Raw genomic sequence first — 11933 nt, forward strand, 5'->3', positions numbered from 1 at the left:
AATTCATGAAAACATTAAGGCTTATACTCGGCGATCAATTAAACAGTAAACATAGTTGGTACAAAACCAACAATAAAAACGTAATATACTGTATGTTCGAAATGCGTCAAGAAACAGATTATGTTACACATCATATTCAAAAAATAATAGGATTTTTTGCCGCAATGCGCGAGTTTTCAAATCATTTAAAAAACAATCACTTTAATGTAGATTATTTCACACTAAACAATAAAAACAATACCCAAAACCTAATTTCAAACCTAAAATTACTAATCAACAAATACAATATTGAAAAGTTTGAATATCAATTACCCGATGAGTACCGATTAGACCAACAATTATCAAGCTTTTGTGAAAATTTAGAAATTGAATTTAAAACCTTTACAACCGAACATTTTTATACTAGCCGCAATGATTTAAAAGATTTTTTTAAAGGAAAAAAGCAATATTTAATGGAGAATTTTTACCGCAATATGCGTAAAAAACACAACATTTTAATGGTTGGAAATCAACCAGAGGGTGGCAAATGGAACTATGATAAAAGTAACCGAAACAAATGGAATGGTGAACATAACATACCCAATTATAAATATTTTAAAAATGATGTTTCAGAAATTGTTGAACTAATAAAAAACAGCAATATTAAAACTATTGGCAACTTTAACACCAAAACCTTTAATTACCCTGTTACCAGACAGCAAGCACTTGAACAATTAAAATACTTTTGCGAAGAACTATTAATTCATTTTGGCGACTACCAAGATGCGATGCATACCAACGAAATATACTTATTTCACTCCCGACTATCGTTTGCAATAAACCTTAAACTAATTTCCGGAAAAAATGTAGTTAATACGGTAATAAACTATTGGAAAAAACATAGCGAAGAAATACATATTAGCCAAGTTGAAGGCTTTATACGCCAAATAATTGGCTGGCGCGAGTATATGCGAGGTATGTATTGGGCATTAATGCCAGATTACAAAAATGAGAATCACCTAAAAAACACCAATAAACTTCCCGAGTTCTATTGGACGGGCAACACAAAAATGAATTGCCTAAAAAATGCGATTGCAAACAGTTTAGACAATAGTTATGCACACCATATACAACGCTTAATGATAACCGGTAATTTTGCGTTGTTAGCACAAATTAATCCAGATGATTTAGATGCATGGTATTTAGGAATTTATATTGATGCATTAGAATGGGTACAACTCCCAAATACAAGAGGCATGAGTCAATACGCAGATGGTGGTAAAATAGCTACAAAACCCTACGTATCAAGCGGAAGCTATATAAATAAAATGAGTAACTACTGCAGTAATTGCCACTACAGTAATAAAGAAAAACTAGGCGAAAAAGCATGCCCGTTTAATAGTTTATACTGGAACTTTTTAGATGATAAACGAAGTATTTTAGGTAATAATCGCCGTATGGGAATGATGTATAGTTTGTTGGACAAAATGAACAAAGATCAACTAGAAAAAATAAAAAAACGAGCCCAAAGCATTATAAAACACCCAGATCATTTTTAATGAAACAAAACCTAAGCATAGTTTGGTTTAAGCGCGATCTTCGTTTACAAGATAACGAAGCCATAACCAACGCCATAAACACAAACCAAAACGTGCTTTTACTTTATACTTTAGAAAACTTTTTATTACAAGATAAACACTACAGTAAGCGCCATTGGGATTTTATAAAACAATCGCTACAAGATATTAATAACAAACTTAATTCATATAATTCTAAAGTTTTAATAGTTAATAATTCTATAGATAACACAATACAGCAACTTCAAGAAAAATTTAATATCACATATATATTTTCGCATATAGAAACTGGTATTCTTTCAACTTATAAAAGAGATATCGCTTTCGCGGAATTTTGCCAAACACAAAATATAAAATGGCTAGAAAATAAAAACAACGGCGTAAAACGAGCTATAAGCAACCGCAATAATTGGTTTGAAGATTGGAATACATTTATGATGCAACCAGAATTTAAATTTCAACCAAAAACCAATCAATTATTAAGTATAGCTTCAGTTGAAACTTTAGAACAAAAATTTAAAACCGTACAAACAGAAACAATTCACAATAAAAATCTACAAAAAGGAGGCACCACAACAGGTTTAAAATATATGGAGTCTTTCTTCAACAAAAGATATAAAAACTACATGTTTCACATATCTAAACCCCTACAAGCACGAACTGGCTGTAGCAGATTATCGCCATATATTGCTTGGGGCAACTTATCTGTAAAACAAGTATTAAAAGCAGCCAACTTAAAAAAAGAACAAGAAAAAAATAAACGACATTTAAATGCTTTTATATCTCGATTGCGCTGGCAAGCTCACTTTATTCAAAAATTTGAAATGGAGCATAGCATGGAGTTTAAAAGTATTAATAAAGGATATCATCGATTAATTAAACCTGTAAATATAGAATTTCAAAATGCTTGGAAAACAGGTAAAACAGGTTTTCCTTTGGTAGATGCTTGTATGCGCTGTTTAAACACAACTGGATATTTAAATTTTAGAATGCGTGCACTAGTAGTTTCGTTCTTTACTCATAATTTATGGCAGCCTTGGCAAGATTTAAGTGAGCACTTAGCTAGTTTATTTCTAGATTTCGAACCAGGTATTCATTATCCTCAAATACAAATGCAAGCCGGTGAAACTGGAATTAATATGCTACGCATATACAACCCCGTAAAAAATAGCATAGAACATGACCCTCAAGCAGAATTTATAAAAAAATGGGTGCCAGAATTACAACATCTAGAAACACCTATTATACACAACCCAAGCCAAATAACATATTTTGATTCACAAATTAGTGGTTTTAAATTAGGTTACCACTACCCTAACCCAATTGTTAACGAAAACCAATCTAGAAAAAAAGCAAGTCAAATTTTATGGAATTTAAAAGACGATACACTTGTGAAAAAAGAAAGTTTGAGAATACTAAAAAGGCACACCATAAAGAATAGAAATAGATTATTAAGAAATGAATAGATTTACCTTATGCATCATAAGCAAATAATATGTTAGTTTTGTTTAACTTTTAGCTATAAATATTAAACATTTACTATATTTGATAAGAGTTATTACGATATGATTTTAGACACAACATACAATAACAAGGAAAACACAATTTTAATTGAAAACTTAGTAGGCAGATCGTTTACATTGTTTGAAGCTTTTAAAATTAAAGGCATAGGCTCTAAAAGAATGATTATTGAAGATGTTAGTGAAAACTTGAAACTGTACTTAAACAGAGTTTCAGATATTAATTATGCTAATATCGAGTTACGCACAAAAGGGGTTTTAATTTATATAAACAAGGGGTTGCAAAATTTCACATGGGCAATCCCTTATTACCAATTAGTTATTTACAAAACCAAAACCACTAGTATTCATGCCCAGGGTAATTATATACGCTTCAAAATGAATAAAACTTTAAAGGAAAACAAAACGTTTTTTAAAAAACTAATAAATGAAAAATTAAAGTATAACCAAAAATATAGCACACCTACTTTATGAACTTTTCAATTAATGAAATAGACAGGATTGTAGAGATGGCATGGGAAGACCGTACGACTTTTGAAGCAATAAAATTTCAATTTGGCATATCTGAACAAGAAGTTATTAACCTAATGCGTAAACAAATGAAACCTAAAAGTTTTAAAATGTGGCGTAAACGAGTTAGTGGAAGAAAAACTAAACATGAAAAACTAAGAACATTTGTTAGTGGACGCTTTAAATGTAGTAGACAGAAGCTAATAACAAGTAATAAAATTTCGAAACGTTAAACAAAAATTATATTAATTATGGATCTAATAGAAAGAGCTTTAGAATTTGAAAAAAGAAAGATGAAATCTTTATCTACCAGCGATCGTGTAAAAATTTCAAGAGAAGCAAAAGCATTAATACTAGACTTAAATCAAATTTATAAAAAGAAAAAAGACGATAAAATTATGGATATCATGAAACGTCTTACGGCAATAAAAAGAAAAGTTGAAAAACGACTAAAAGGAGCTCCACTTACAGCATAAGTTTGCATATGCGTGCAAAAAAGATGTTTTTTAATAGTAATTATTAAAATTCTGCCAATATTTTCATATTAAAATTTGTAATTTCATACAATTTAGTATATTGCGAAATTGTTAAAATTTATTGATTTTAAAAATCAATATGCGAAATTAGAGAAAATATGGAGATTATTGATCGTGCTTTAGAATTCGAACAACGCAAACACACTTTTAAAACAACAAGTGAGCGTATTGAATCGTCTAGAGAAGTTAAAAACTTAATTTTAGATTTAAACACTATTTATAAAAAGGAAAAAGATCCAAAAATTATGGATTTGATGAAGCGTTTAACTGAAATTAAACAAAAAATTGAAAAAAGGCTAAAGGGCAGGCCTTAAAAAATAAATGCCCTGAAACCTTATGAAAACATTTGTTATTATTGGAGGTAGTAAGGGCATTGGTTTTGCTTTACTTAATAAACTTTTAAATCACTCAAAAGTTATTAATATAAGTAGAACTGCACCAAATACTTCGCATGAAAATTTAACTCACATCTCCTGTGATGTTATACAAGACGAATTACCAGAAATAAATAATTTAGATGGTTTAATTTATTGTCCTGGCAGTATAAATTTAAAACCTATTTCTCGTTTAAGCTTAAACGATTTTAAAAACGATTTTGAAATTAATGTTTTAGGTGCTGTTAAAGCAATACAAGCATATTTACCGCTTTTAAAAACAGGAACAAATCCGTCAATTTTATTATTTAGTACTGTTGCCAACAAATTAGGAATGCCTTTTCATGCCAGTATAGCAACCGCCAAATCTGTTATTGAAGGCTTAGTTAAGTCTTTAGGCGCAGAATTAGCTCCTACAGTAAGAGTTAACGCCATTGCACCAACAGTTACAAATACAGAACTCGCAAGCAAGCTTTTACGTAATGAGAAAATGATTGAAAACATTACGGAAAGGCACCCATTAAAAAAATATTTAGATCCAACCGAAGTTGCTGAAATGGGAGAATTTCTGTTATCTACAAAAGCAGCATCTATTTCAGGACAAATATTTCAAATGGATTGTGGAATTGTAAGTTTCAAGTTATGATTTGTTTAAAAACCCTGTTCTGTTCAAAAAACATCAGTCCAAATTATAATATAAATTCGCTTTATAACATTAGCATTAAATCCATATCAAACGAAGATATAGACTTATCACAATTTAAAGGTAAATTTATACTATTTGTAAACGTAGCATCTAAATGTGGCTTTACACCGCAGTATAAAGAGCTTGAACAGTTATACAATACATATAAAAACAAATTAATTATAATAGGTTGCCCCTGTAATCAATTTGGTAGTCAAGAGCCAGGTAAATCGCAAGACATAAAAACCTTTTGCCAAGTAAATTATGGCGTATCATTTATAATTACTGAAAAAATAGATGTAAAAGGTACTAAACAGCATCCTTTGTATAATTGGTTAACAAAAAAATCAAATAACAACAAAATTAACAGTTCGGTTAAATGGAATTTTCAAAAATATTTAGTTAGTCCACAAGGCGAACTTATCGACTATTTTTCTTCCATTACCAGTCCTTTAAGCAAAAAAATAATTAAACAATTAAACTAATTATGCTTAAACTATTTAAAAAGAAGACGGAAATAGAAAGGTTACAGGAAAAGTATAAAAAATTAATGCAAGAAAGCCATAAACTTTCTACTATTAACCGATCTAAAAGTGATGATAAATTTGCTGAAGCAGACGTGATATCAAAACAAATAGATGCACTACAAACTAAATAATTAAAAAATTGAAAAAATTAATATTAATTTTCTTAATTATAAATTTTACCGCACTAGGTATTGGTAGCTGGTTAATGAAAAACGGGCCACAAACAGATTGGTACCTAAACCTTAATAAAGCACCTTGGACGCCTCCAGGTTGGGTATTTGGTGCTGCATGGACATTAATAATGATTTGTTTTTCTATATACATGTCTTACCTATACAAACAAATACCAACAACAACTATATTAGGGTTATTTACCTTTCAATTCCTGTTAAATGTAGGTTGGAATTTTATTTTTTTCAATAAACATTTAATTCTCATTGGTTTAATATGTATTATTCTTTTAACTTTTTTAATCGGATTTTTTCTTACAAAATATTATCCAGTTTTAAAGCAAAAAAGCTTACTAATACTCCCCTATTTTGTATGGTTAATTATTGCCACATCATTAAATGCCTACATTGTTATAAATAATTAAAACATGAAAATATACACCCTACATAAAAAGCAAAACTTACCAATTTCTGTAAATACAGCATGGGATTTTTTATCAGATCCTAAAAATTTAAAAGTAATAACTCCAGACTACATGGGGTTTAATATTTTGTCTGGTGCAGATAGACCAATGTTTGCAGGACAAATAATTCAATACATAGTTACACCTGTGTTCGGTATAAATACAAAATGGGTTACAGAAATAACTCATGTAATTGATAAACACTATTTTGTAGATGAACAGCGCTTTGGCCCTTACCAATTGTGGCATCACAAACATTTTATTAAAGAAATAGAAGGCGGTGTAGAAATGGAAGATATAATTGACTATAAAATTCCTTTTGGGCTTTTAGGCCAGTTAGCACATCCTATATTAGTAAAGCCAAAACTTGAAGAAATTTTTAATTATCGCAAAGAAAAATTAGAAAAACTTTTTGGATCTTATTAAATGAATAAAGAAATAAACATATTTTGGTTTCGTCGCGATTTACGTTTAGATGACAACATTGGGTTTTATGAAGCTTTAAATGGAGACTACCCAGTACTTCCCATTTTTATTTTCGACAAGGAAATTCTAGAAAAATTACCAAAAAATGACGCTCGGGTAAATTTTATATTTAACACCCTTCAAAGCATGCGAAAAACACTGCAAAAGGAGCACAACAGCAGTTTAGCGATATACTCAGGTACACCCATTGAGGTTTACAAAGAAATTATAAATGAATATAATGTAAATACTGTTTACACAAACCACGACTATGAACCTTATGCATTACAAAGAGATGAAGAAATTAAAAAGCTTTTAAACGATAATAACATCTCGTTTAAAACATTCAAAGATCAGGTTATTTTTGAAAAAAATGAGATTGTGAAGGCAGATGGCAATCCGTATGTAGTATATACACCATATATGAAACTTTGGAAAAAAACCTTTGATAGTAATAGCTTAAACATTTTTTCCACAAACTCAGTTTTACACAATTTAATAGAACACACACGATTACCCAATGTAACATTACAAGATATTGGCTTTATAACCTCCGACCAAAATATTTCAGATTACGATGTTACACCAACTTTAATAGCAAATTACGAAGACACTAGAAACTTTCCTGCAAAAAATGGTACATCACATTTAGGTCCGCATTTACGTTTTGGTACAGTAAGTGTTCGAAAAATGGTAAAAAAGGCTATTGTAGAAAAAAACGAAATATTTTGGCAAGAGCTTATATGGCGAGAATTTTTTATGCAAATATTATGGCATTTCCCGGAAACTGTAACCAAAGCTTTTAAACCAAAATACGATAACATTAAATGGCGAAATAACGAAAGTGAATTTAAAGCATGGTGCGAAGGTAAAACTGGGTACCCTTTAGTTGATGCTGGCATGCGGGAGCTTAATAAAACAGGTTACATGCACAACCGTGTACGCATGCTCGTTGGTAGCTTTTTATGTAAACACTTATTAATAGATTGGCGTTGGGGTGAAGCCTATTTTGCAGAAAAATTACATGATTATGAATTAGCAAGTAATATAGGTAATTGGCAATGGGTTTCTGGTTCTGGAGTAGATGCAGCACCTTATTTCAGAATTTTTAATCCAACTACTCAAATTCAAAAATTTGATAAAAATCATGGGTATATAAAAAAATGGGTTCCAGAATATCAAGAACTAACTTACCCTAAACCAATAGTAGAACACAAAGCCGCTCGTGAACGCTGTTTACAAACCTATAAATCAGCTTTAAATTAAACGGCTAAAATTTTATTTATAATATATTTATAGAATCGTAAACTACTACCTTCGTCCATAGTTTACTACATTCTTCAAGAAATTTGTGATGATTTGACTCGTTTTGATACTTATCGTGATCTTCTTTATTATTAAAACTTAAACTTAAACTATACGTATAACTACTATCTATAACTTCTCGATTGGTTTGAGCAGGAATACCTATATGCTTGGTTTTAATAAATTTTGAATTTTTAATAAAATAGAATAAAGACGTTTCGAACACATCTCTGTCTTTCTTATTATCAGGATTTTTTAACCAAAAAAAAACGGTATGTTTAAATTCTTTTTGTTCCATCTTAGTAAAATCATTAATGTATAAACTTATATAATGCCTTATGTTTTTAAATAAGACAAAACATTAGCCTCTATCCTATTTTGAATATTGCTAACTTCACCTTTTACAAAGGTTTCACCTGTAATATTTTCGTAAAGTTCGATGTAACGTTCACTAACAGTCTTAATGTATTCGTCGCTCATTTGTGGTACAGTTTGTCCTTCTAAACCTTGAAAGTTATTCGAAATTAACCATTGTCGCACAAACTCTTTACTTAACTGTTTTTGAGATTCTCCTTTATCCTGACGCTCTTGGTAACCTTCGGCATAAAAATATCGTGAGGAATCTGGCGTATGAATTTCATCGATTAAAACAATTTTACCATCTTTAGTTTTACCAAACTCATATTTGGTATCTACTAAAATTAGTCCGCGTTGTGCAGCAATTTCGGTTCCTCGTTTAAATAATTTTCGTGTATAATCTTCTAAAACAATATAATCTTCTTCTGAAACGATACCGCGTTTTAAAATCTCTTCACGAGAAATATCTTCGTCATGATCACCCATTTCTGCTTTTGTGGCGGGTGTAATTATTGGTTCTGGAAAAGCGTCGTTTTCTTTCATATCTTCTGGCATTGGTACCCCGCACAATAAACGTTTTCCTGCTTTGTATTCGCGGGCTGCATGACCACTCATATAACCACGAATAACCATTTCTACTTTAAAAGGCTCACATAAATGACCAACTGCAACATTAGGATCGGGTGTAGCTACTAACCAATTTGGTACCAAATCTTCGGTGTCTTTCATCATTTTTGTGGCAATTTGGTTTAAAATTTGCCCTTTAAATGGTATTCCTTTGGGCATTACTACATCGAACGCCGAAAGTCTATCGGTAGCAATCATTACTAATTGCTCGTCGTTTATATTATATACTTCTCTTACTTTTCCTTTATATACACTTTTTTGGTTTGGAAAGTTAAAATTTGTATCTGTTATTGTGTTACTCATTATTTTGGCTTTTAGCCTTTAGCTCTCTGCTATTGGCACTCAATATTTTTGGTTTTGTTTCTGCTCTTAAAATTAATTGTAAAAATACATTTTTTGTTCGTTTACCCATAGCCCCGATTGAAGCGTCATCCTTTTTTGCCATTAAAAGCAAAAAAGATATAGCAGAAAGCGGGATTAGCTTCAAATAAAAATTAGTCTCTATTTTCTATATTTTTGTAGGCTTCAATTACTTTTTTAACTAGTGAATGACGAATTACATCTTTATCATCTAAAAATATCATACCTACACCTTCTACATTTTTAAGAATTAACAAAGCCTCTTTTAAGCCAGAAATAGTGCGTCGTGGCAAATCTATTTGTCCTGGATCGCCTGTTAAAAGGAATTTTGCATTTTTTCCCATTCGTGTTAAAAACATCTTCATTTGCGCATGAGTGGTATTTTGGCCTTCATCTAAAATTACGAAAGCATTATCAAGCGTTCGGCCTCGCATAAAGGCTAAAGGTGCGATTTGAATGGTACCATTTTCAATATAATGTGCCAGTTTTTCTGGTGCGATCATATCGCGTAATGCATCGTAAAGTGGCTGCATATAAGGATCTAGTTTTTCCTTTAAATCCCCAGGTAAAAAACCTAAATTTTCTCCAGCTTCAACCGCTGGTCTAGTTAAAATAATACGCTTAACTTCTTTGTTTTTCAATGCTTGAACAGCTAAAGCTACACCTGTATAAGTTTTACCTGTTCCTGCAGGTCCAATAGCAAAAACCATGTCATTTTTTCTCATACTTTCAACCAACCTGCGTTGATTTGCCGTTTGTGCCTTTATTAATCGGCCACCTACACCATGAACAATTACTTCTCCGCTTTGTTTTGAAGTTGTATAATCATCGCTACTTTGGCTGGTTAAAACACGTTCAATCGTGTTTTCATCAATCTTGTTGTATTTACCAAAGTGTTTTAGCAACATGGTAATACGCCTATCGAATTCTTCGAGTAATTCTTCGTCGCCAAAGGCTTTAATTTTGTTTCCTCGAGCTACAATCTTAAGTTTTGGAAAGTACTTTTTTAATAATTCGATATTAGCATTTTGAGCTCCGAAAAACTCTTTTGGGCTAATTTCTTCAAGTTCAATGATAATTTCGTTCAAAAGTGTAATTTTAGGTTTTAAATTTGTTCTGATTATTTGAAAATAATATTAAAATCAGACCAAATGATTTATTAGTTTTGTAAAACTAAATGATAGATCTCAAAAATACATAAATTTGAGAGACACTTTACTAAAAACATATCAACAATTTTAAATATGCCAATTATAACATTAACCACCGATTTTGGTGCTAAAGATTACTTTACTGGTGCGACAAAAGGCGCAATTTACAGTGAGTTACCAGATGTTAAAATTGTTGATATCTCACACCAAGTATCTCCATTTAATATTCCAGAAGCGGCCTATATAATACAGAATGCTTACAGTAGTTTTCCAAAAGGAACTATTCATATTATTGGTATAGATTCTGAATTGAATGAAGAAAACAAGCACATTGCTATAAAACTAGACGATCACTTTTTTATATGTGCAAATAATGGCATTATGAGTATGATTTGTACCGAAATAGCACCTGAAAAAATTGTTGAAATTAACATTCATGATAAATTAACTACAAGTTTTCCCGTACTTGACGTTTTTGTAAAAGTAGCTTGTCATATTGCACGTGGTGGCACTCTTGATGTTATTGGAAAATCCATCAATGAAATAAAACCAATAAAAAATATTGTGCCTTATGTTAATGACGACAAAACTCAAATTATTGGTAGTGTAATTTATGTTGATAATTATGGGAATGTTGTAACTAATATTAAACGAAGTTTTTTTGAAACTATTCAAAAAGGAAGAGATTTCGAAATTTCAGCAAGGCATTATAAATTTAAAAAGATTTATAATAAATATAGCGATATAGTAAATTTTGAAATTTCAGAGAATAAACGTAACGATGAGGGTAAACGACTTGTAGTTTTTAATTCTGGAGATTTTTTAGAGATTGCGGTATATAAAAGTAATCCGGCAACCATTGGAGGAGCATCTACGTTGTTAGGTTTGGAACCTCTAAATACTATTAGCGTTCATTTCATACCTAATAAAGTATTAACAACCCCAGAGAATATGCCGCCAAGTTTAAATAATTCAAATAAATACTAATTTAACCTAAAAAGCATGCTAGTTCGTATAGTTAAAATGGGGTTTTACAAACAGAATATAGATGTTTTTCTGGAAGATTTTAACAACCATAAACAAGACATTAGAAATTTTGAAGGGTGTTCTTTTCTAGAACTTTATCGGGATGTAAATGACCCTACTGTATTTTTTACCTATAGCTATTGGGAAAATGATGAAGCTTTGGAAAAGTATCGAAAATCAGATTTATTTAGCGAAGTTTGGGGTAAAACAAAACCTTTATTTAGTAAACCACCCAAAGCATGGAGTGTTGAAAAACTAATAAGTTTGAAATAGCAAAGCGCTAGGTAATATAAAACAAAA

General features: G+C 30.7%; 18 protein-coding genes. 14 read left to right on the forward strand and 4 right to left on the reverse strand.

Annotated features, from left to right (window positions below):
- Positions 1 to 5: 5 nt before the first annotated feature.
- The 12 genes from PW52_RS05835 (at position 6) to PW52_RS05890 (ending at position 8073) form a co-directional block, all read left to right on the forward strand.
- Positions 6 to 1538 carry a cryptochrome/photolyase family protein gene (locus PW52_RS05835; protein WP_044631989.1) on the forward strand — a complete coding sequence of 511 codons (1533 nt, stop codon included), beginning with the start codon at positions 6 to 8 and terminating at the stop codon, positions 1536 to 1538.
- Positions 1538 to 3022: a cryptochrome/deoxyribodipyrimidine photo-lyase family protein gene (locus PW52_RS05840; protein WP_044631990.1), complete on the forward strand. Its 1485-nt coding sequence runs from the start codon at positions 1538 to 1540 to the stop codon at positions 3020 to 3022. The genes PW52_RS05835 and PW52_RS05840 overlap by 1 nt, the downstream gene beginning before the upstream one ends.
- Before the next feature lie 99 nt (positions 3023 to 3121).
- Positions 3122 to 3550, forward strand: a complete 429-nt coding sequence (locus tag PW52_RS05845) for a hypothetical protein (protein WP_044631991.1) — start codon at positions 3122 to 3124, stop codon at positions 3548 to 3550.
- Positions 3547 to 3819, forward strand: coding sequence for a TIGR03643 family protein (locus tag PW52_RS05850; RefSeq protein WP_044631992.1), 273 nt, complete (start codon positions 3547 to 3549; stop codon positions 3817 to 3819). The genes PW52_RS05845 and PW52_RS05850 overlap by 4 nt, the downstream gene beginning before the upstream one ends.
- 18 nt (positions 3820 to 3837) lie before the next feature.
- Entirely contained in the window at positions 3838 to 4062 is a 225-nt protein-coding gene (locus PW52_RS05855; protein ID WP_044631993.1) for a hypothetical protein, read from the forward strand.
- 158 nt (positions 4063 to 4220) lie between these two features.
- Positions 4221 to 4436, forward strand: coding sequence for a hypothetical protein (locus PW52_RS05860; protein ID WP_044631994.1), 216 nt, complete (start codon positions 4221 to 4223; stop codon positions 4434 to 4436).
- A 22-nt stretch (positions 4437 to 4458) separates the two neighbouring features.
- Entirely contained in the window at positions 4459 to 5142 is a 684-nt protein-coding gene (locus tag PW52_RS05865) for an SDR family NAD(P)-dependent oxidoreductase (RefSeq protein WP_044631995.1), read from the forward strand.
- The gene (locus PW52_RS05870) at positions 5139 to 5666 is read left to right on the forward strand and encodes a glutathione peroxidase (RefSeq protein ID WP_044631996.1); all 528 of its coding nucleotides are present in this window, start codon (positions 5139 to 5141) and stop codon (positions 5664 to 5666) included. The genes PW52_RS05865 and PW52_RS05870 overlap by 4 nt, the downstream gene beginning before the upstream one ends.
- A gap of 2 nt (positions 5667 to 5668) precedes the next feature.
- Positions 5669 to 5839: a Lacal_2735 family protein gene (locus PW52_RS17430; RefSeq protein WP_044631997.1), complete on the forward strand. Its 171-nt coding sequence runs from the start codon at positions 5669 to 5671 to the stop codon at positions 5837 to 5839.
- Between the two features lie 8 nt (positions 5840 to 5847).
- On the forward strand, positions 5848 to 6303 hold the full coding sequence (locus tag PW52_RS05880; protein WP_117584366.1) for a TspO/MBR family protein: 456 nt from the start codon (positions 5848 to 5850) through the stop codon (positions 6301 to 6303).
- 3 nt (positions 6304 to 6306) lie between these two features.
- Positions 6307 to 6768, forward strand: coding sequence for an SRPBCC family protein (locus tag PW52_RS05885; RefSeq protein ID WP_044631999.1), 462 nt, complete (start codon positions 6307 to 6309; stop codon positions 6766 to 6768).
- Positions 6769 to 8073, forward strand: a complete 1305-nt coding sequence (locus PW52_RS05890; protein WP_044632000.1) for a cryptochrome/photolyase family protein — start codon at positions 6769 to 6771, stop codon at positions 8071 to 8073.
- A 16-nt stretch (positions 8074 to 8089) separates the two neighbouring features.
- On the opposite strand, the gene PW52_RS05895 is transcribed toward PW52_RS05890, so the two are convergent.
- The 4 genes from PW52_RS05895 to PW52_RS05905 are packed head-to-tail and all read right to left on the reverse strand — an operon-like array spanning position 8090 to position 10544.
- Positions 8090 to 8410 (reverse strand): Dabb family protein, encoded by a 321-nt coding sequence (locus PW52_RS05895; protein ID WP_052823401.1) that lies wholly within the window; start codon positions 8408 to 8410, stop codon positions 8090 to 8092.
- A gap of 38 nt (positions 8411 to 8448) precedes the next feature.
- Positions 8449 to 9399 (reverse strand): phosphoribosylaminoimidazolesuccinocarboxamide synthase, encoded by a 951-nt coding sequence (locus PW52_RS05900; protein ID WP_044632002.1) that lies wholly within the window; start codon positions 9397 to 9399, stop codon positions 8449 to 8451.
- Positions 9392 to 9541, reverse strand: coding sequence for a hypothetical protein (locus PW52_RS17520; protein ID WP_165586762.1), 150 nt, complete (start codon positions 9539 to 9541; stop codon positions 9392 to 9394). Before PW52_RS17520 ends, PW52_RS05900 begins: the two co-directional genes overlap by 8 nt.
- 49 nt (positions 9542 to 9590) lie before the next feature.
- Positions 9591 to 10544, reverse strand: coding sequence for a PhoH family protein (locus PW52_RS05905; RefSeq protein ID WP_044632003.1), 954 nt, complete (start codon positions 10542 to 10544; stop codon positions 9591 to 9593).
- 156 nt (positions 10545 to 10700) lie between these two features.
- Between PW52_RS05905 and PW52_RS05910 the strand changes: the two genes are divergently transcribed.
- Complete coding sequence (locus tag PW52_RS05910) at positions 10701 to 11594, forward strand: SAM hydrolase/SAM-dependent halogenase family protein (protein ID WP_044632004.1); 894 nt, start codon at positions 10701 to 10703, stop codon at positions 11592 to 11594.
- A 15-nt stretch (positions 11595 to 11609) separates the two neighbouring features.
- The gene (locus PW52_RS05915; protein ID WP_044632005.1) at positions 11610 to 11906 is read left to right on the forward strand and encodes a putative quinol monooxygenase; all 297 of its coding nucleotides are present in this window, start codon (positions 11610 to 11612) and stop codon (positions 11904 to 11906) included.
- The last annotated feature ends 27 nt before the right edge of the window (positions 11907 to 11933 follow it).

Origin of the sequence: Neotamlana sedimentorum (genome assembly GCF_000943565.1) — a bacterium.
GTDB classification, from domain to species: domain Bacteria; phylum Bacteroidota; class Bacteroidia; order Flavobacteriales; family Flavobacteriaceae; genus Neotamlana; species Neotamlana sedimentorum.

Coding starts and splice junctions, on each gene's coding strand:
- PW52_RS05890 (WP_044632000.1), top strand. CDS start 6,769: ATGAATAAAGAAATAAACATATTTTGGTTTCGTCGCGATTTACGTTTA.
- PW52_RS05870 (WP_044631996.1), top strand. CDS start 5,139: ATGATTTGTTTAAAAACCCTGTTCTGTTCAAAAAACATCAGTCCAAAT.
- PW52_RS17520 (WP_165586762.1), bottom strand. CDS start 9,541: ATGGCAAAAAAGGATGACGCTTCAATCGGGGCTATGGGTAAACGAACA.
- PW52_RS05885 (WP_044631999.1), top strand. CDS start 6,307: ATGAAAATATACACCCTACATAAAAAGCAAAACTTACCAATTTCTGTA.
- PW52_RS05840 (WP_044631990.1), top strand. CDS start 1,538: ATGAAACAAAACCTAAGCATAGTTTGGTTTAAGCGCGATCTTCGTTTA.
- PW52_RS05845 (WP_044631991.1), top strand. CDS start 3,122: ATGATTTTAGACACAACATACAATAACAAGGAAAACACAATTTTAATT.
- PW52_RS05915 (WP_044632005.1), top strand. CDS start 11,610: ATGCTAGTTCGTATAGTTAAAATGGGGTTTTACAAACAGAATATAGAT.
- PW52_RS05850 (WP_044631992.1), top strand. CDS start 3,547: ATGAACTTTTCAATTAATGAAATAGACAGGATTGTAGAGATGGCATGG.
- PW52_RS17430 (WP_044631997.1), top strand. CDS start 5,669: ATGCTTAAACTATTTAAAAAGAAGACGGAAATAGAAAGGTTACAGGAA.
- PW52_RS05835 (WP_044631989.1), top strand. CDS start 6: ATGAAAACATTAAGGCTTATACTCGGCGATCAATTAAACAGTAAACAT.
- PW52_RS05855 (WP_044631993.1), top strand. CDS start 3,838: ATGGATCTAATAGAAAGAGCTTTAGAATTTGAAAAAAGAAAGATGAAA.
- PW52_RS05860 (WP_044631994.1), top strand. CDS start 4,221: ATGGAGATTATTGATCGTGCTTTAGAATTCGAACAACGCAAACACACT.
- PW52_RS05910 (WP_044632004.1), top strand. CDS start 10,701: ATGCCAATTATAACATTAACCACCGATTTTGGTGCTAAAGATTACTTT.
- PW52_RS05900 (WP_044632002.1), bottom strand. CDS start 9,399: ATGAGTAACACAATAACAGATACAAATTTTAACTTTCCAAACCAAAAA.
- PW52_RS05865 (WP_044631995.1), top strand. CDS start 4,459: ATGAAAACATTTGTTATTATTGGAGGTAGTAAGGGCATTGGTTTTGCT.
- PW52_RS05895 (WP_052823401.1), bottom strand. CDS start 8,410: ATGGAACAAAAAGAATTTAAACATACCGTTTTTTTTTGGTTAAAAAAT.